The following is an 18,213-nucleotide window of genomic DNA, read 5'->3' on the forward strand; positions in this document are numbered from 1 at the left end:
GATCAGTCGCCCTGCCTGATCGCCATGACCTGATTCCAGGGCAGCACGAAGATCGTGTCGCGCCGGCCGGCGAACCAGGCCTGGACGGTGCGCCGGACGGCGGCATCGGCATAGTCATCAATGAGAAGGATGCCGCCGGCGACCATGCGGAGATGAAAGAAATCCAGCGCATCGGTGATGCCGCGCGGCAAATCGAGATCGACATGCACGAAGGCGAAACGCTCGCCTTCGGAGCCTTGGGTCGACGCGGGAAACACACCGGGGTGGAATGAAACGCCACGATAGCCGGCGAGCAGGCGCGCTACCTGGTCCTGGCGGGCGTGCAGTGCCCCGAAGTGACGGCGCACCTCACTCTCGTCCGGCGCGGGTTCGCCACTTGCCGGTTGCTGCAGCGTCTCGAACGCATCAAACAGATGAAGCGGCGTATCACCCTTGGCCGCGCAGATCAGCCGCGCGCTGCCGCCCATGAACACCCCGGCCTCGGCCATCACACCACCCATTGCCGCAGCCGCACGGACGCACAGCATGAGATGCAATGCAGTGGCATCGTGCATCAACAGCGGAACGAGCGCCCGCGTGGCGTGGATCGTCGCAAGATCGGCCCGGCCACCGGCATCGAGATTGGCCAGCATCGCGCCGCGCCGCGCCAGCAACGCACGGACCGCCTGTGCCCATGTCCGATAATAAAGCAGCGGGCGCGGAATCTGCGCGAGTCCGCCGGCCGCCACCTTTGCGCTCGATTTCACCAGAGCCTGAAGCGCAGGCCGAACTGCACGACGTTCTGATGCTCGGTCGCCGGAAGGCCGATGTCCGTGCGTACGCCGCGATCGCTGCGCACGTGCAGCGCCTCCGCAAAGCCGGTCACATTGTTGCTGATCGTCCAGCGCGCGGCGGCGGTCAGCGCCCAGCCATTCTCGCTTTCACGCGGCGACATCTCGCTGCCCATCTCATGCGTGCCGAACGCCTCGATCCGGCCAGTGATGGCGACCTTGTCGATCTGGTGCGTGACCAGAATATAGGCCGACTGGAAGCGGGTATGTACCCACACCTGCCCGTTGGTCTTGAAGCCCATCTGAGTCGCACCGGTCATGCCCTGCATCAGCACGCGAGTCCTGGAATCGAGTTCAGCGGTCAGGCCTGCGTTCAAGAAGCGTGTGCGCCAGCCCCATTGGCCGGTCGGCTCGAACGCCTGCGGGTCGCCGCGATTGTCGTAATAGAAGACGTTGACCGTGAACGGCGTTGGTGGACGCCACTCGAGCCGCGCGTAATAGCCGACGCGATGATCGATATCGATCAGCGAGCGCGTCTCCGATTGCTGCAGCAGCCGGATGAACGGGTTGAGCGGCGGCAGTTGGAAGTGGCCGAACGCGGTCGCCTTCACGTCGTGCAACGCCCAGCCGCGAAACGACAGCAGGGTGCCCGAGGTATCGTTGAAGCCGAACAGGCCGGCGGTCGCCGAAACCTGATGCTCACCGAGACTGAGCGACGCCGTCGCCTCGGTGCCGATCACCTTGACCTCCTCGCCGACCCAGCTGTTAATTGCGGAAGGAGTGATGGTGTACACGGTGCTCCACGCGCCGCCGGTCGCATGTTCGAGCGAGATCTCCGGCCAGTAGAGTCCAGCCTTGGCCGAGAATCGCAGCTTGCCGCTACTCGGCGGATTGAAGGTGACGAAGGATTCGAGCAGGTCGAAGTCATTCTCCTGGTCGCGTTGCCACGCGCCCGACACGGTCGCGCTGAGCGAATTGGTGAAGCGTGGCTGCCAGATCAGATCTGCTTCCACGGGTAGCGGCCGGACGCGGAAATCGCCATTCGACCCGCCGGAAAATCGCGTCTTGCCGAGCCCGCCATCGACAAATGAACGTGAGCCGTCCGCCCCGACCAGCCGGGCATCGAGCAGGACCGTGATCGTGTTCTTCGAGAAGATATCGGTGCCTGAGTCCGACGGCGAATCCGGCGGACTGCCATCCGGTGCCGGCGGCGTGGCCGATGCCGGCGGTTGCGCCTGATCAACCGGCCCGGCCGGGGCGGTTTCAGGGGCTGGCGTGGTTTGCGACCATGCCGGTACTGCCCAGGCGGCACTCAGCGCGAGGCAAGAGGCGTGGACGATATGGCGGCGATCTTTTCGCATGTCTCGATCCCTTGTTCAGTGCAGGTGGCCGCTGGTTGCGGCCAGCGTGCCCGTTTCATTGTCGTCGTGAGCGGCTTCGCTCTCGTCATGGGCTTCGCCCCAAACCCACCGGCGCAGTGCGTCGCGTCGCAACGGACGGCAGCCCGGGAAAAGCGGCGCGAGAATCTCGGCGAAAGCGGTGCTGGCAACACGCGGCTGACCGCCGATCATCACCAACTGGACATCGGCGGCACTCGCCGTACCGAGCGGCCGCGACATTATAAGCAGGTCGGCCGCGCTGTCTGGTGCGAGATCGGGTGCCGGCAGACCCAGCCGCCGCGCCGCAGTCGCCCCGACCGCAGCGGCGAGCCCGCTATCGCCCAGCAAACCAAGGCGGCGTGCGATACGGAGTTCGTCGAGCAGATCGCCTGCGCCGGTCAGCAGCGCGTCGCTGCCGAGCAGCACATCGACACCGCCAGCGAATAATTCCGCCGGCGCGGTGCGGCCGAACAGGAAGAGATTGGAGGACGGGCACCAGCACAACGCCGCGCCGGCCGCCCGCCAGCGCGCGATCCCGTCGGCGTCCGTGCCGACTCCGTGCACGCCGATCAGGTCGGCACCGAGCACGCCGGCGCGATCGAGCGTGCGGACTTCATCCGCGGCTGCGGCGTCGACGCCCTCAGCGACATGCAGGCAAAAGGTCGCATCCCTGGAGGCGTCGGGAAGACCGGACATGCCGAGTGAATCCGCGTTGGCGATGCGGGCGACGCGGATCGGGAAATCCGCATCGAAATCGCCTTCCCAGCGATCGTGATGGACGACGGTCGTGACCCCGGCGAACAGGTTCTTCCAGGCACCTTCGAGCAAGGCGGCACGCCGCGGCCACAGCCGGCCGAGCGCGATCTCTCGGGCGTGGCGGCGCTGGATGTCCTCCGCCCAGCGATAGGCATTGGCATAGGGCGGGTTGCCGAGCCGGCCATAGTGGTTGCGATGGAGATGGTCGTGCGCGTTGATCAGCCCGGGGCGGACGATCGCGTCGCGGCAATCGAGCGTTGCGTCGAAGCGGCCCTCGGCTTCCACGATCACGCCGCCCTCGATCGCGACACGGCGATGGTCGTCGATGAGCAGCAGGCGCATCTCAACCCTCCCGCAGAAAGGCGAGCGCGAGCACAACCGGCAAGCCGACATGCTCATCGTATAGAGCGAGGCGATCGGCGCGGTCGTAGAAAGGCCGCACCGCCAGGCCGATGGCTGCCTCGCGAATTTCCACCAGATGAAGGCCGGCCATGGCCGCCGCCGCGCGGTGGTCGGTCAGCGCATGTACATGATGCTCGACCTCATGAACCACGCCATCGCTGCGGAACGTGCGGCGGTGGCCCGCGTCATGGGCGCGGGGGTGGAAGTCGCTGACGATCGCCATACCGCCGGGCACGGTAACGCGCGCCAGTTCGGCATAGACCGGGACGCAATCGGGCAGGTGGCCAATCACCAGCCGGCACCAAGTGATGTCGAACGCCGCGCCGGGGAGTGGCAGTGCGCGCACGTCGCCGACCAGCAAGCTGATCGCCGGATCGTTTGCGACATCGCCCGCGTCGAGCATTTCCGGCGACAGATCGACGCCGACCATCGACGCCGCACCGGTGCCGCGCAGGCGCCGCCCGGTGCCGCATCCCGCATCGAGCAATCGCCGGCCGCGCAATGGCGGTGTCATCGCGTCGACGAGCCCGCACTCCAGCGCGGTGATCGCCGTCTCCGAAACATAGGTCGGCGCCCACAGCCGATAGGCCTCACGGGCAGCAAGCGCGGTCATGCGGCACCGGCCGGGCGCAAATGGCCATAGGCCTGGCGGTCGTCGGGCGTGTGCTGCGCCAGCCGCCGCACATGGCGCAGCAGTTGCGGGTCGGCATAGTCCCCCGCCGCCCATCGCCGGCGCGCGAGCCATTGGCCAACCAGCTTGCCCCAGGGCCGGGTGCGGCGATCATGGACCGAGGGGAAACGGCTCTTGAGGATCAGCTCGAAATTCTCGACCTGTGCCTTCAGCCGCCGGTCCATCCAAGGCGTGTCGGGATTTTCATGGGTCATCCAGTCGACCCATTCCGGTGTGATCCAGTCCTCGAGCGATGCGGGCGTGCCAGTCAGCGGATCGACATTGCCGTAGGTCGCGTCGCGCTGCGGCGTGGGCGTGTAGAAATAGCTGATCAGTTCCATCGCCGGATTGATCGCCTTCAACTCACGGATGAAGTTCAGCGTCCTGGCGATCTCCGCTTCCGGCGAATCCGGATCGCCGAACACGAAGGAGAATTCCGGGATGATGCCATGGACGCGAGTGCGCGCGGCGACGGTCCTGATCTGATCGGTGGTGATGCCCTTGTTCATCTTGCGCAGCACCTCGTCGGAACCCGATTCCGCGCCGCAGAAGATCATCGTCAGGCCGGCCGCCTTGAGCGCACGCCAGGTGTCGTCGGAAAAACGCACCAGCGCGTCGACCCGCGCCTCGCACCACCAGCGGATGCCGAGCGGCAAAAACGCGGTCGCGATCTCGCGCGCCTGCGTCTCGCTCAGGAAGAAGTTGTTGTCGTAGAAATGGACCGAATCCATCCCGTGATGGCGCACGAGATGCGCGAGATGCTCGGCGGTACGCGCCGGCGGCTGAACCTTTTCGCGGCGCCCGAAAACCGAGATAACGCCGCAGAAGCTGCACGCATAGGGACAGCCAATCGACGCTTGATAGACCCCCGAGCGCCGGCCGAGAAAGGTCGGGTGGAGATAATCGTCGACGTCGATCTTGTGATAGGGCGGGTCGGGTAGCTCGGCCGGGCCGAGCCATTGGCGCTCCGGGCCGATATGATGTGTTCCGTCTGCCTCGCGGAAAGCAAGGCCGGGAACGTCATGCGGATCAAGCGTGCCATCGAGCACCGCGAGCAGCTCGACGAAGGTCTGCTCACCCTGACCACGGATCAGCCAGTCGATATAAGGCGCGTTGAGCACCGGCGCGGGATAGAGGCTGCCGAAATTGCCGCCCCACACGATCGCGATGTCGGGATGCCGTTGCTTGAGCGCCCGCGACAGCGGCACGGCGCTGACCAGTTGCGGCCCGGGCATCGCCGTCAACGCAATGAGCCGCACCGGATCGGGGCCGTCGGCATGCGCGGCGACGATCGCACCGATTTCGGCCAACGGATCGATCCCCGGGCGGTTACCGTCGACGATCGCCCATTCGATCTCGCTGGGCAAAGCGGCACCGACTGCCATCAGGCTGAGCGGAAAGCGGCGATTCCCGGGTCGCGTGGCGCGCGGATTGACGAAGACGATCATGCGACGCGCGCCGTCCACAGGTCGAAGCGCGATGGGCGTCGCTGGCCGCGTAGCCGCGCGAGCAGCGGACGCGCCTCGTACCACAAGGGGTAACGGACGCGCCGGCGATGCCAGGTCAGGCCCAGCGAAGACGAGGCGGCGGCAAGCCGCTCGGCGGTGAGATATTCGATGAACGGCAAGGCCAGCAGCGAATCGGCACGGGCGCCGAAGCGGTTCGCCGCCTGGGCATGTTTTTCGGCGACCATCGCCATGCCGTCCGCAGCCCTGGCATAAAAGGGCGAGTCGAGGATGGCGATTTCGCCGCCGGGTCGCACCGCGCGCACCGCCTCGCGCAAGGCCGCCGCGAGATCTGTCGCATAATGCAGCGCGGCGTTGAACACCGCGAGGTCGGCAGCGCCGTCGGCGACCGGCAGCATATCGAACGAGGCGGACACGCAAGCGAACTGGGCGCGCCGTTGCAATGCCACCGCCGCGCCGAGCCCGTCGACGTCGTCGTCGCGGATATCGATCGCGACGCAGTTGTCCCCTGCGAGCGCAAGACGGTAGCTGAGCCAGCCATTGCCGGCGCCGAGATCGAGCACATGGAGCGACCGCCCGGCAGCGCGGCGCAGCGGCACAACCACTCGCGCGACGAACGCATCGAAACTGCGTGCCCGCACCGACCATTGCCTGGCCCAGCGCCCGCGCGTCACATAAGGCAGGCCGATCAGGTCGTCGCCACTATAGCCGCGCCCTTCGGCAGCGCGGTGCGCGCCATAATCATGGCGGAAGCGGTCGAGCGCCTCGGATTGCGCCGCGCTCATGGCGCCGCGACTTCAGGACGACGCTCGAACGCGTACAGCACATGGTCGCCGAAAACCCACATGGGCCTGGCGATCACACGATCGATCCGTTCGAGGAAGGCGACCAGGCGGGGGTGCGAGGAAATCCATGGTTCAGCGGCGCTGGGCGGCACCAGCACGCCGATGCCGGTCGTGCGGACCAGCCGGAACCACGGGTCGAGCGCACGCACCACGTCACGTCGACGATGGTAGCGCACCGTGAAATGTCGCCCGCCCAGCGTTGCCGGCACGGCACTACGGCGACGGCGGCGCAGCATGTTGGCAAAACGACCGCGCAGCCCCTCGGCCAATATTTCGCCCGGGCAGCTGCAACCGAACACCACCAGAAGCGCCTTGCCGCCCGGTTCAACCAGGCGCGCGAGCGCCTGCCCGACCGGTGCGAGATCGGTGACACAATTGAGCGCAGCGAAATTGGAAAAGGCGCCATCGAAGCGTTCGCCCCGCGCTGCGAGCTGGTCGAGTTGCTCGGCGGCGAAGGTTTCCGCCGCCGCATCTCCAAGCTTCGCCTGCGCCGCGCGTACCATTGCTGGCGAGGCATCGGTCAGCAGCACGTTACGGCGCCGCGCCGTCAGCCAGGCGGCATCGACACCGGTGCCGCCGCCGATGTCCAGCAGCCGGGCACCAGTCGGAAAGGCGTCGATCAGCGCGGCACGCACGGCACTGCGTTGCGCTGCGACGCTCAGCCAGTTGCCGAAGCGCGTGTCGAAGCTCTCCGCGATCGCGTCGAACGCCGCGCCGGCCGGGGTCAGCTCGATACTGGCGAGGCTGGTCATGCCGGCATCGTCACACGCAGCGGCGTTGGCGAGCGATATGCTGTCGCCTGCCGTGCAAGGTCTCGCCACACGCCCTCGTCGATCCCACCGTTCGCGGCGTCGGCGTGCAACGCGTCGCGCACCATCCGGTAGAAGGTGGTGACGAAGGTGCCCTGGAACAGCATTGCCAGCTCTTCGGTGTCGCGCCAGTTGCGCCGCGTGCCGAGCTCGGCGACGACGCGATCGTGGAACAAGGTGCCGGGCAGCGGGTAGGAAACCGACACGCCGATATCGTCCGGCGCTTCATCCCGGACGAGATCGCGGGTCAGCACGATATCGTCCCACTCCTCGCCAGGATAACCAAGCTGCAGGAACCAGCCCACACGGATGCCGTGCTGGCGTAGCGTGCGCGTGGCGAGCCGCGCGGTTTCGACGCGCGTGCCCTTGTCCATCGCATCCAGGATACGCTGCGAGCCCGATTCAATGCCGAGCCAGACCTCTTCCGCTCCGGCCGCTCGCAGCGCCTCGGCGACCGGCGGATCGATCAGATTGGCGCGCGACTGCATCATGAACGGGATGCGCGCATCGCGCCGCTTCAGTTCGCCGGCAAAGTCAGCGATCCACTGCACGGTCATGCCGAAAATGTCGTCGGCGAACCAGATATGATCGGGCGCGACTTCGGCCTTGAGTCGCTCCAGCTCGGTCGCGACGGCAGCCGGGGAACGTTGGGTATAACGCCGCCCGAAGGTCGGTTTGGCGCACCAGTTGCATTGATAGGGGCAGCCACGCGAAGCGGCGACATTCCATGACAGATAGCCATGGGCGGCATTCCAGCAGGTGCGATAGGCAGCGACATCGGTGAGGTCCCAGGCCGGCAACGGCAGGGCATCGAGATTCTCCAACCGCGCGCGCGGGCGGGTCGCGCGGTGGCCGGTGACCGGGTCCGCGATCGTCAGGCCGGTCACCTGATCGAGTGAGTCGTCGCCGCGCTGGAAACAGGCGACGAGATCGGTGACGCCGAGTTCGCCTTCGCCCGCAATCACGGCGTCGGCACCGGCGGCGAGATAAAGCTCGGGATGATCCGAGGCGTCGGGTCCATTGACCGCCACGCGGCAGCCGTGACGCCGCGCGGTCGCGATCATGTCGAGCGCATCACCGCGTCGCACCTCGGTGCACATCTTGGTGAGGAAGTTGAAATTGTCCTCGATCAGCAGGACGATCGCCGGCTGGACGCGATCGAGCGCAGCGGCAAACGCGGCGGTGTCCGGTTCGAACGTGGCGTCGAACAACGCGACCGCATGACCTTCCTCGCGCAGGATCGCGGCCGCCAGCAACGTCGCAAGCGGCGGATAGGGTTTCTGCCGACCGGACTGTTTCGGATCCCGTTGCAGGAAGAAGGAATGAGCAATGAGGATCACGTTGCACCCCGCCTGCGTCGCCAGCCGCGCCCGGCGCCAGACTCGACGAGCGCCCAGTCGGCAGCAGGCCGACCCCGGTTAGTGCGGAGCGGCCACGGCGTGGTTCAAAGGCGATGGCTTTTTTCACACCAGGCCGGGTTCTTCCGATGAACCTTTCATCCGTGGCGCGCCACCAACGGGAGGAATGGCCGCGCATGGAGGGCGTCATCGAGGCAGCGTGGACAGGGGAGCGTATCGTTACCGGCGCGCTCGACCGCGCGCCGGTCGGGGCGCTGCGGCCGACGGTGCATGCCCGGCCCAAGGCCGACGCCGAACAGATCGCGCATTTCTCCTTGTTCGGCGTCTCGTTCGCGGTGCGCAGCAACACGTGCGCCTTGCTCGACACCCTGGCCGGGCTGTGCGACGCGCCGCCGGTATCGAACGGCCACGAAGCCCGGCAACTCGACTTGACACTCACCGTCGACCCGGCACTGACCCGATCGGCAATATCATCACCGCCGCGCGTCGATACCGCGCGCCTGGAGATCGACGGTGCAGACTTCGTGGTGCGCGCCGACGCGGCACTCGGCCGGGGATCGTGCCGCGTCTCGCCTCTCCTGTGTAATGACGTCGACCGGCTGTGCGGCGCGGTGCTCGAGCCGCTCCTGCTGTTTCTGGTCGCGCGGCGTGGCCGAGCACCGCTGCATGCGGCAGGTTTCGTTGCGGGCGACCTCGCACTGCTGCTCGCCGGCCCGAGCGGCGCGGGCAAGAGCTGCCTGACGCTCGCCGCGCAGCGCGCCGGTTTCGCGCCGCTATCCGATGACATCGTGTTCGTCGAGGCCGGTCCGGACCCGCGCGTGTGGGGCCTGCCACGCCCGATCCATCTGTTTCCCTACGATGCGCCTTCATCCGAAGGCCCCGTCCGCCTGCGCAATGGCAAGCTGAAAACTGCGGTCGTGCTCGGTGGCAATCCGGCGCCGCGCCATGCCGACAAAGCCGCATTGTGCCTGCTGCATTTCGGTGAGGCAGCCGCATTGCAACGGCTCGACTCCGTGGAAGCGGTGCGCGCCTTCTCCGCGCTCGAGCCCGGCTTCGATTTGCTCGCCGACGAGATCGCCGCCGCCGTCGCGGCACTGACGCAGAATGGCGGCTGGTCGCTGACCCTGTCCGACCGGCCCGACGACGCGATCGCGCTGCTCGCCGACAATCTCCCCTTGTTGCGCGGGGCGACACGGTGACCTTGCGGATCGTCCAGGTGAATTGCGTAATCGATGAGAGCAGGCGCGCGCCAGCCGACCTGCTCGCCGCATGGCCGACCCTGTCCGCCTCGGCGGATGCGGCCGCGCACGCCGGTGCCGATGTCACCGTTCTCCAGGCGAGCCGAGTCCCAGGTGAATATCGCGAACGCGGCGTTACCTACCGATTCGTCGCAGAGCCGCGGTGGCAGCGTGGCAATGGCTCGGGGATCATGCCCTGGCGCATCGGCGCGGCGATCCGCCGCGTGCGGCCCGATGTGGTGCATTTCAACGGGCTCGATTTCCCCTTCCACGTCCGCGCTGCCTGTTCGGCGGGTGCGCCGGTGCTGGTACAGGACCATGCCAGTCGGGCTGAGGGGCGCAGCGCACGCTTGCGCGCCTGGGGGCATGAGAAGATCGCCGGTGTCGCCTTCACCTCGCGCGCGCAGGCCGAACCCTTTCTGCGCCGGCGCCAATTGCCCAGTTCGGCCCAGCTGTTCGAAGTGCCCGAATCGTCGAGCCATTTCACACCGGGCGACCGCGACGCGGCGCGGGGCGCCTGCGGGATATATGGCGCGCCGGCGCTGCTGTGGATCGGGCATCTCGACGCCAACAAGGATCCGTTGACGATGCTGCACGGGGTGCGCACCGCCCTCGCTACTCTCCCCGATCTGCATGTGTGGTGCGCCTTTACCGGTATCGGCCTGTTCGGCGAAATCGAGGCGTTGCTACGCGCGGACCCAAGGCTCGCGGGGCATATCCATCTCCTCGGCACGGTGCCGCACCCCGCGATCGAAACCTTGTGTCGAGCGGCCGATCTGTTCGTTTCAACCAGCCGGCGCGAAGGCTCGGGCTATGCGCTGATCGAGGCACTGGCGTGCGGCATGACGCCGGTGCTCAGCGACATCCCCTCCTTTCGCACGCTGACCGGCGACGGTGCGCTCGGCGCGCTGGTGCCGGTTGGCGATGCCGACGCGCTGGCCGCAGCGATCATCGACCAGGCGCAACGCCCACGCGATGCCGCGCGTGCGGCGGTGCGCGCCCATTTCCAGCGACATCTCGCCTTCGACGCGATCGGCGCGCAACTGATGGCCGCCTATCGCGCGATCGCAACATCGACGACGCGGCCATGAAGATCGCGATCCTCACCCCGGGCGGAGTCGACCGAAGCGGCACCGAGCGAGTCATCCCCTGTCTGCTGTGGCTGATCGAGCGCCTCGTGCGCGCGGGCGACGAAGTTCACGTCTTCGCGTTCGGCCAGGAAGCGACCCCCGGTAGCTGGCCGTTGCTCGGCGCGACGGTGCACAATGCCGGAAGCAGTCGTTCGTATCGGACGCTGCTGTCGGCACTGCGCGACGAACATCGGCACGGGTGCTTCGACATGCTGCACGCCTTCTGGGCGGTACCGTCAGGCTTTGTCGGGGCGCTCGCGTCGCGCTTGCTCGGCGTGCCGATGATCCTGACATTACCCGGCCAGGACATTGGCCATCTCGGCCATGGTCCGGATCGCACGCGCGCGACGCTTGCCGCTCGCCTCAAACTGCGCGTCGCGCTCCGGGCAGCCAGCGCGATCACCGTGCCAAGCGTCGCGATGAGCCGCCAGGCCGTCGCCGCCGGCATCACCGCGGAGCCGGTAACGCTCGGCGTCGCGCTCGACCGCTGGCCGCTGCGACCGCCGCGTCGCCGCGACCGGGCCAGCCCGATCCGTTTGCTGCACGTCGCCAGCCTCAATGCGGTGAAGGATCAGGCGACCTTGCTCGGCGCGATGACCAGACTGCGAGATCTCGGCGTGCCGTTTGAACTCGACATCATCGGCTGCGACACATTGGGCGGCACGATCCAGCAACGGAGCGCAGCGCAAGGGCTCGCAGCACAAGTGCGCTTTCATGACGCCCTCCCCCATGATCGGCTGCGTCCATGGTTCGAGCGCGCCGATCTCCTGGTGATGAGCTCGCGTCACGAAGCAGGGCCGATGGTCACACTGGAAGCGGCGATTGCCGGCGTGCCGACGGTCGGCACCACGGTCGGCCATATCGCCGACTACGCGCCCGACGCGGCGCGCGCCGTGCCGGTCGGCGACGTCGTCACCCTGGCCGATGCGATCGTGGGGCTGAGTGAAGACGAGAGCCAAAGGATTGGCCTCGCCCGCGCCGCGCAGGGCCGCGCCCTCAACCAGGATGCCGATTACACGGCAGCACGATTCCGTGCGCTTTATGCCGGCGCTGCGAAGCCCTACCCACGCGAGGCTCCAGCCACACGCCACCGCGCCATCGCGGGAGGCGTGGTATGAACTATTTGTCGTTTGCCGCTCATGAGCAGAATGCGCTGCACGCTGACGCCCCGGTCATCAATGACAAGCGTCCACTGCGACTGCGCTGCGGCATCCTGCTGATCGGATTCGATCTGGTTGCGATCCTCGTCGCCGTGGTGGCAGCGACGGTGCTCCGTTTCGGCACCGGCTTCGGGTTCGAGTTCGGGCGGCTGTTGTCGGTGATCGTGCCGATCTATCTCGTCGTCGCCGCCAACGGCCATGCCTTCCAGCTCGGCGAGGCCGTGCACGACGCGATGCCGAAGGGGCGCAACCGTGCGCTGATGTCATTCATCATCGCGATGGGCCTTATCCTCGGCGCGGCCTTCTACCTCGGCGCCGGGCCGAGCCTGTCGCGGTTCGCGCTCGCGCTGTCGACCTTGTTCGGCCTGCTGAGCCTTGCCGCCGCGCGCCGAGTGTTCGCACGATTCTCGCGGCGCTGGTTCCCCTGTTCGATCCTGCACGAAACCATCATCATGGATGGCGTACCGGTGCCGGCAGGCCCCGACAGCGTCATACTCGATGCAGCGTTGCTCGGTCTGTTGCCGCGCCGCGACGATCCGACGATGCTCGACAGGCTCGGGCGGCGCATCGCCGGCACCGACCGGGTGATCATCGCCTGCCCACCCGAGCGACGTCGGCTCTGGTCGGAAGCGCTGCGCGGCGCCGGGGTGAATGTCGAGATCATCATGCCCGAGCTCGATGCGATGCACGCGCTCGGCATCAATAGCTATGGCGGCCACACCACAACCATGGTGTCGCTCGGCCATCTCAGCCAGAGTGACCGCGGACTCAAGCGCTCGCTCGATCTGGCGATCGTCTTCATCACATTGCCGGTGACGTTGTTGCTGATGTCCCTGGCCGCGCTGGCGGTGCGCCTCGAAAGCCCGGGACCGGTATTGTTCGTGCAGCGTCGCATCGGCCAGGGCAACCGGCTGTTCGCGATGTACAAGTTTCGCAGCATGCGTAGCGAAGCGAGCGACCGTGACGGTGCCGTCTCGACGCTGCGCGGCGACGATCGCGTGACCCGGGTCGGCCGTTTCATCCGGCGCACCAGCCTCGACGAGCTGCCGCAATTGTTCAACGTGCTGCGTGGCGAGATGAGCATCGTCGGCCCACGCCCCCATGCCCTCGAATCGCGCGCCGAAGACGCGTTGTTCTGGGATCTAGAGCAGCATTACTGGGACCGCCATGCGGTCAAGCCGGGAATGACAGGGCTGGCCCAAGTGCGAGGGTATCGCGGCTCCATCCGCCACGCCGATGAACTGGCGAGCCGCGTGGACTCCGATCTTGCATATCTACAATCCTGGTCGATCTGGCGGGACATCGCCATCATCGGCCGGACTTTCCGCGTGTTGGTCCATGACAACGCGTTCTGATTCACCAATATCCTGGCCCGTCCGCCGCTCGCGGGCCAATGGATCGAACGATCGGGCGCGCATCACATGGAGTCATGTCGACTCCAGTTCAGCGGCTGTAATTGCCTTCGACTCGGTCGTCAGGCATATTCACCGCGATTTTACGGAGGTCTGGGATGAAGATACGGATCATCACTCTGGGCGCGGCGGCACTGGCGCTGTGTTCCTCGTCGATCGCTTTTGCAGCAGGAGCGGTGCGTGCCACCCAAGCGCGACCGATCACCAAGACGGCGCTCAAGGTCAGTCGTGCCACGCCGAAGCTGCAGGATACGAACAAGGATGGCAGAACGATTCCGATCGTGCTCGGTGCGGCAGTGGGTCTCGGCGCGCTGGTCTATCTCGCGACGAAGCAGGATTCGAACGCCAGCCGCTAAACACTGACGTTCGGCCAAATCGGGGCGCGACGACCAGGCCGTCGCGCCCTTTTTGCTGTACTCCATCGAGCTGCGCGGCGGGAGGCAGCCGGTGTTGATGCGCTCGCTCAGCCGCGCCGTGCAACACGACACGGAGGTCGCCGGCGCCAACGCAGCGCGGATGGCCGCACTGCTTCTGGCGAGCGCGGTGTTGTTCGGCGGCCAGAGCGTTTTCCTTACCTTCGTGCAGGTGATTCCCCAGGCGCTTAGCGTGATGGCACTCGCCTATGGCGCGCTGCACTGGCGGACACTGGTGGCGACGGCCGGTGCCCGCGCGATGCTGGCGATCGCCGGCGCGACGCTTGTGCTGATCGTCATCCAGCTGGTCCCCCTGCCTTATGCGCTGTGGTCGGCGCTCCCGGGTCGGGCGGTTGGCGTCGCGATGCTCGCCGCCGGACCTGGCGGCAGGCCATGGCACCCGCTCAGCCAGGACCCGCAGGCGACTCTGCAATCCGCCTTCATGCTGCTTCCCGCCGCCGGCATGCTGGTCGTCGGGTTGATGCTCGATCGCGCGGCGCTCCGCGGCCTGCTCCTGCTGCTCGTCGTGCTGGCCACCCTGTCGCTGCTACTCGGCTGGTTGCAGCTGATCGCCGGGATCGACAGCAGCCTGTATTTCTACGGCGACCAGCGCGAGCTGGTTTCAACCGGGTTGTTCTCCAACCGCAATCATCAGGCGGATTTGCTGAGCCTCGGCGCGCTCGCGGCGGGCATCGCGCTCTATTTCCTCGCGCCGGCCCGGGAGCGGCTCAGGCGCCACCAGTTCGTGCTCGCCTGCGCTGCCGTGATCCTGTTCGGTGTCGGCGTCGCCGCCACGGGATCACGTATGGGCGCGAGCCTGTTCGTGCCGGGCGCGGTCATCGCGATCGCCCTGTCGTTGGCGGAGCGCCGCCCCGGGCGACGCGTACGACACAGGTTACCACTGGTCGCGTTGGCCGCGATCGCGACGATCGCGATCGGCTGGCTGCTCGTCGGGCAACCGTTCGAACGGCTCAGTGCGAACCAGGACCTCCGATATGCGATCTGGCCCGATGCATGGTATCTCGCGCGGAGCCTGTGGCCGTACGGGAGCGGCTTCGGCACCTTTACGCTGGCCTATCAACAAGTAGAGGGGCTGGGCCACGTCACGCCGCTGCTCGTCAACGCAGCGCATGACGATTATCTGCAATTGCTGATCGAGGGCGGTGCTGCCGCGCTGGCGCTGGTGGCCGCTTTCCTGGTCTGGCTCGGGCTGCAAGTCCGCCGCCTTCTGCGCGCACCTTCCGGCCGTGCCGGCTGGTTCGCCCTTGCAGGCCTGACCTTGCTGCTGATCCATTCGGCCGTGGACTATCCGCTGCGTACCGAAGGGCTCTCCACTATCTTCGTCCTGCTGTGCCTGGTGCTCAACTCGGCCAGCCACACCACCCCCGCCATGCGCGATGCAGCGGCAGATGCCGACGGCATCGACCGGGCGCGACACATCACGGAAGCGGAGCATCGAGGATGAAATCCAAGCCTCTTGTCGCCGGACTGCTGCCGCTGGCCCTTGCGGCCTGCGCATCGACTTCAGCCGGCTCCCCGTCGCGCGAAGCCTATGTCCACTTCCCTGCCCCCAACCCCGAAGCCAGTGTGCAGGATTATCGCATCGGGCCGGGCGACACGCTCAGCATCAACACTTTCCAAGAAAAGGACCTGACGCTCGATCATGTCGAAGTCGATGCGAGCGGCAACATCCTGTTGCCGTTGATCGGCAGCGTACACGCGGCTGGGCTGAGCTCGGGCGCGCTGGCGACCGAGGTCCAGACGCGGCTGGCGCGGCGCTATCTGCGCGATCCGCAAGTCTCGATCATCGTCGTCTCCGCCGTGTCGCAAAAAGTCACGGTCGAGGGTTCGGTAATACAGGCGGGCGTGTTCGAGCTGAAGGGCGAGGTAACGCTGTTGCAGGCGCTCGCCTTGGCCAAGGGCCCCAATCGCACCGCACGGCTCGGTCGGGTGGTGATCTTCCGGACGATCGACAACCAGCGCCAGTACGCAGTGTTCGACATCAATCAGATTCGTCGGGGCGCGATGCCCGACCCGCAAATCATCGGCAACGACCTCGTCGTGGTGCCCTTCTCGACCGGCAAGGGGGCTTTTCGCGATCTGCTCGTCGCCTTGCCCGTGCTCGGGGTGTTCTCCGCCTTTAACAACTTCTGAGCCCGATCGGGCAGCAAGCGGGATCGAATGTTCAGGAACCTCACTTTGGCAGCGGACGGACAGGCAAGCGACATCGCCGTTGCCCCGTCGGCCACACCGGAGCCACATGGCATTGGGAAACGCGACATCGACGTCGAGCGGATCAAGCAGGTGTTGCGGCGTAATCGCTGGCTGATCCTGGGTTGCCTGCTCGTCTTCCTGCTCGGTGCGATCCTGATCACAGCGATCGTGACGCCGATCTTTCGCGCCACGGCCTCGTTGCAGCTCGAGCAGCAATCGACCCGAGTCCTCAAGAGTGACGAACTCCAGCCGGGTGAAGCGAGCATCGCCGACTCCGAGCGCTTCCTGCAGACCCAGCTCGACATCCTCGACAGCCGGTCGCTGGCGATCCGCGTCGGTGACCGGTTGCAGCTCTTCCGCGGCACCGCGTTCCTTGATGCGATGGGCGTGAAGATCGCAGCCAAGGGCACGCCGGCCGAACAGGCGCGCAAGCAGCGCGAGATCGCCATCAAGACATTGCACAGCAACCTGGATCTCTCCCTGCCGCATTTCTCGCGCGTCGTGTCCATCTCCTTCCGCAGTCGTGATCGCGCGCTGTCGGCGCGTGTCGCCAATGCCTATGCCGAGGCGTTGATCACCGACAATCTTGAGCGACGCTTCCGCGCATCCTCCTATGCGCGCGATTTTCTTGAAGGGCAGCTCGGCCAGGCCAAGACCAAACTTGAGGCATCGGAGCGCGCCGTGATCCTCTACGCGCGCCTGGCCGGACTGATCGATACCGGACCAGCGCTTGGCGCGCCGGGCGAGCGCGCGCGTTCACTGGTCACCTCGAGCCTGGTGACGATGAACGACACGCTGACCGCGGCGACGGCCGAGCGCCTCCGTTCGCAGCAGCGCTGGGAACGGAGCCGCACCGTCTCGCCGATGCAGCTACCTGAGGTCCTTGGCAACCAGGCGATCCAGGAGTTGATGCGCTCCCGCGCCGAGCTCGCCTCCGATTACCAGAAGGAACTGGAAACCCGCCTGCCGGACCATCCGACGGTACGCCAGGCCAAGGCACAGCTCGACGAGACCGACGGCCAGATCGCCCGGCTCGCCGCATCGATCCGCGACTCGATCCGCGAAACCTACGAAGTCGCGGCGCGCCAGGAACAAGCGGTGCAACGTGACCTGCAAGGGCTACGGTCGAACACGCTCGCCGAACAGGATCGCAGCGTCCAATACGGTATCCTCCGCCGCGAAGTGGATACCAACCGCGAGATGTATGATGCGCTGCTGCAGCGCTACAAGGAGGTTGGCGCCGCCGCCAATGTCACCGCCAACAACATCACGATGGTCGACACCGCCGAGCCGGCGCTGACGCCGACATGGCCCAAGCCTTTCCTCAACCTGGCGTTGTCGCTGTTGCTCGGGATCGTCGCTGCAACTGGCCTGGTGTTTCTGCGCGAGGCGCTCGACGACGCGATACGCACGCCCGACGATGTCGAGGGCAAGCTCGGCCTGCCGCTGCTCGGCACCGTACCGCGCATCGCGGCAGCGCCGATCGAGGTGCTGGGAAATCAGCGCTCCAATCTGTCCGAGGCATATTCCTCGCTTCGCACCGCACTCGAATTCGCCGGCGATGGCGGCGCGCCGCGCCGTCTGCTGATTACCTCGAGCCAGAGCGGTGAGGGCAAGAGCACCACCTCCTACGCGATCGCGCGCAGCTTCGCCTCCGTCGGCAAGCGCGTCCTGCTGGTCGATGGCGATCTGCGCCAGCCCTCGCTCGCGCGTCTCCTCGGGGTCGAACCGGGCCCGGGCTTTTCGAACATCCTCAACGGCACGGCGAAACTGGCCGATCATGTCATCGAGCTGGATGTATCCAATCTCGGCTTCCTGTCGGCCGGATCGCTGCCGCCCAACCCGGCCGATCTCTATGGCCGGGCTCAGGCGCGTGCCGTGATCGAACATTTTTCCGATCGCTATGACCTGGTGGTGATCGACGGCCCGCCGGTGCTCGGCCTGGCCGACGCGCCGCTGCTCGCCGGCGCGGTCGATGGCGTCGTCTTCCTGGTCGACACCAGCCAGTCGCACCGCGGTCGCGCCCGCGCAGCGCTGGGGCGACTGCAAAGCACGCGCGGCAAGGTGCTCGGCATCGTGCTGACGATGTTCAATCCGCGCGCGGCCGGTTACGGCAATTATGGGTACAGCTACGAATATGGCGTGCGGCCGCGGCGCTGGCTCCCGCAACTGGTGTCGGATCGGTTCTGAC

General features: G+C 66.7%; 16 protein-coding genes. 8 read left to right on the forward strand and 8 right to left on the reverse strand.

What is annotated here, in order from left to right; all coding sequences use genetic code 11:
* Window positions 1-2: 2 nt before the first annotated feature.
* Genes AC1RT8_RS19160 through AC1RT8_RS19195 form a run of 8 tightly spaced genes read right to left on the reverse strand, consistent with a single transcriptional unit; the run spans window position 3 to window position 8,437 of the window.
* A complete protein-coding gene (locus AC1RT8_RS19160) occupies window positions 3-746 on the reverse strand; it encodes a TylF/MycF/NovP-related O-methyltransferase (protein ID WP_493077499.1) in 744 nt (247 codons plus the stop codon).
* A complete protein-coding gene (locus AC1RT8_RS19165) occupies window positions 743-2,131 on the reverse strand; it encodes a hypothetical protein (protein ID WP_493077500.1) in 1,389 nt (462 codons plus the stop codon). The genes AC1RT8_RS19160 and AC1RT8_RS19165 overlap by 4 nt, the downstream gene beginning before the upstream one ends.
* Before the next feature lie 15 nt (window positions 2,132-2,146).
* A complete protein-coding gene (locus AC1RT8_RS19170) occupies window positions 2,147-3,247 on the reverse strand; it encodes an amidohydrolase family protein (RefSeq protein ID WP_493077502.1) in 1,101 nt (366 codons plus the stop codon).
* 1 nt (window position 3,248) lies between these two features.
* Complete coding sequence (locus AC1RT8_RS19175; RefSeq protein ID WP_493077503.1) at window positions 3,249-3,920, reverse strand: class I SAM-dependent methyltransferase; 672 nt, start codon at window positions 3,918-3,920, stop codon at window positions 3,249-3,251.
* Window positions 3,917-5,425 (reverse strand): B12-binding domain-containing radical SAM protein, encoded by a 1,509-nt coding sequence (locus AC1RT8_RS19180; RefSeq protein ID WP_493077504.1) that lies wholly within the window; start codon window positions 5,423-5,425, stop codon window positions 3,917-3,919. The genes AC1RT8_RS19175 and AC1RT8_RS19180 overlap by 4 nt, the downstream gene beginning before the upstream one ends.
* Window positions 5,422-6,228 carry a class I SAM-dependent methyltransferase gene (locus AC1RT8_RS19185; RefSeq protein WP_493077506.1) on the reverse strand — a complete coding sequence of 269 codons (807 nt, stop codon included), beginning with the start codon at window positions 6,226-6,228 and terminating at the stop codon, window positions 5,422-5,424. The genes AC1RT8_RS19180 and AC1RT8_RS19185 overlap by 4 nt, the downstream gene beginning before the upstream one ends.
* A complete protein-coding gene (locus AC1RT8_RS19190) occupies window positions 6,225-7,040 on the reverse strand; it encodes a class I SAM-dependent DNA methyltransferase (protein ID WP_493077507.1) in 816 nt (271 codons plus the stop codon). Before AC1RT8_RS19190 ends, AC1RT8_RS19185 begins: the two co-directional genes overlap by 4 nt.
* Complete coding sequence (locus tag AC1RT8_RS19195) at window positions 7,037-8,437, reverse strand: B12-binding domain-containing radical SAM protein (RefSeq protein ID WP_493077509.1); 1,401 nt, start codon at window positions 8,435-8,437, stop codon at window positions 7,037-7,039. The genes AC1RT8_RS19190 and AC1RT8_RS19195 overlap by 4 nt, the downstream gene beginning before the upstream one ends.
* A 146-nt stretch (window positions 8,438-8,583) precedes the next feature.
* Here AC1RT8_RS19195 and AC1RT8_RS19200 point away from each other — a divergent pair, with 146 nt between their 5' ends.
* From AC1RT8_RS19200 to AC1RT8_RS19235, 8 genes are all read left to right on the forward strand, one after another.
* Window positions 8,584-9,654, forward strand: coding sequence for a hypothetical protein (locus AC1RT8_RS19200; protein ID WP_493077511.1), 1,071 nt, complete (start codon window positions 8,584-8,586; stop codon window positions 9,652-9,654).
* Window positions 9,651-10,784 (forward strand): glycosyltransferase family 4 protein, encoded by a 1,134-nt coding sequence (locus AC1RT8_RS19205; RefSeq protein WP_493077512.1) that lies wholly within the window; start codon window positions 9,651-9,653, stop codon window positions 10,782-10,784. The genes AC1RT8_RS19200 and AC1RT8_RS19205 overlap by 4 nt, the downstream gene beginning before the upstream one ends.
* Window positions 10,781-11,941, forward strand: coding sequence for a glycosyltransferase family 4 protein (locus AC1RT8_RS19210; protein ID WP_493077513.1), 1,161 nt, complete (start codon window positions 10,781-10,783; stop codon window positions 11,939-11,941). The genes AC1RT8_RS19205 and AC1RT8_RS19210 overlap by 4 nt, the downstream gene beginning before the upstream one ends.
* The gene (locus AC1RT8_RS19215; RefSeq protein ID WP_493077514.1) at window positions 11,938-13,338 is read left to right on the forward strand and encodes a sugar transferase; all 1,401 of its coding nucleotides are present in this window, start codon (window positions 11,938-11,940) and stop codon (window positions 13,336-13,338) included. The genes AC1RT8_RS19210 and AC1RT8_RS19215 overlap by 4 nt, the downstream gene beginning before the upstream one ends.
* Window positions 13,339-13,493: 155 nt before the next feature.
* A complete protein-coding gene (locus tag AC1RT8_RS19220; protein ID WP_493077515.1) occupies window positions 13,494-13,751 on the forward strand; it encodes a hypothetical protein in 258 nt (85 codons plus the stop codon).
* 97 nt (window positions 13,752-13,848) lie between these two features.
* The gene (locus tag AC1RT8_RS19225; protein ID WP_493077701.1) at window positions 13,849-15,273 is read left to right on the forward strand and encodes an O-antigen ligase family protein; all 1,425 of its coding nucleotides are present in this window, start codon (window positions 13,849-13,851) and stop codon (window positions 15,271-15,273) included.
* Complete coding sequence (locus AC1RT8_RS19230; RefSeq protein ID WP_493077516.1) at window positions 15,270-15,962, forward strand: polysaccharide biosynthesis/export family protein; 693 nt, start codon at window positions 15,270-15,272, stop codon at window positions 15,960-15,962. The genes AC1RT8_RS19225 and AC1RT8_RS19230 overlap by 4 nt, the downstream gene beginning before the upstream one ends.
* 45 nt (window positions 15,963-16,007) lie before the next feature.
* Complete coding sequence (locus AC1RT8_RS19235) at window positions 16,008-18,212, forward strand: GumC family protein (protein WP_493077517.1); 2,205 nt, start codon at window positions 16,008-16,010, stop codon at window positions 18,210-18,212.
* Window position 18,213 lies beyond the last annotated feature (1 nt).

The organism is Sphingomonas sp. GW821-FHT10F11 (assembly GCF_058809095.1).

Bases quoted from the DNA above. Each gene is read 5' to 3' on its own strand.
- AC1RT8_RS19220 (WP_493077515.1), top strand. From the start codon at position 13,494: ATGAAGATACGGATCATCACTCTGGGCGCGGCGGCACTGGCGCTGTGT.
- AC1RT8_RS19200 (WP_493077511.1), top strand. From the start codon at position 8,584: ATGAACCTTTCATCCGTGGCGCGCCACCAACGGGAGGAATGGCCGCGC.
- AC1RT8_RS19190 (WP_493077507.1), bottom strand. From the start codon at position 7,040: ATGACCAGCCTCGCCAGTATCGAGCTGACCCCGGCCGGCGCGGCGTTC.
- AC1RT8_RS19215 (WP_493077514.1), top strand. From the start codon at position 11,938: ATGAACTATTTGTCGTTTGCCGCTCATGAGCAGAATGCGCTGCACGCT.
- AC1RT8_RS19185 (WP_493077506.1), bottom strand. From the start codon at position 6,228: ATGAGCGCGGCGCAATCCGAGGCGCTCGACCGCTTCCGCCATGATTAT.
- AC1RT8_RS19165 (WP_493077500.1), bottom strand. From the start codon at position 2,131: ATGCGAAAAGATCGCCGCCATATCGTCCACGCCTCTTGCCTCGCGCTG.
- AC1RT8_RS19225 (WP_493077701.1), top strand. From the start codon at position 13,849: ATGCGCTCGCTCAGCCGCGCCGTGCAACACGACACGGAGGTCGCCGGC.
- AC1RT8_RS19230 (WP_493077516.1), top strand. From the start codon at position 15,270: ATGAAATCCAAGCCTCTTGTCGCCGGACTGCTGCCGCTGGCCCTTGCG.
- AC1RT8_RS19180 (WP_493077504.1), bottom strand. From the start codon at position 5,425: ATGATCGTCTTCGTCAATCCGCGCGCCACGCGACCCGGGAATCGCCGC.
- AC1RT8_RS19210 (WP_493077513.1), top strand. From the start codon at position 10,781: ATGAAGATCGCGATCCTCACCCCGGGCGGAGTCGACCGAAGCGGCACC.
- AC1RT8_RS19175 (WP_493077503.1), bottom strand. From the start codon at position 3,920: ATGACCGCGCTTGCTGCCCGTGAGGCCTATCGGCTGTGGGCGCCGACC.
- AC1RT8_RS19170 (WP_493077502.1), bottom strand. From the start codon at position 3,247: ATGCGCCTGCTGCTCATCGACGACCATCGCCGTGTCGCGATCGAGGGC.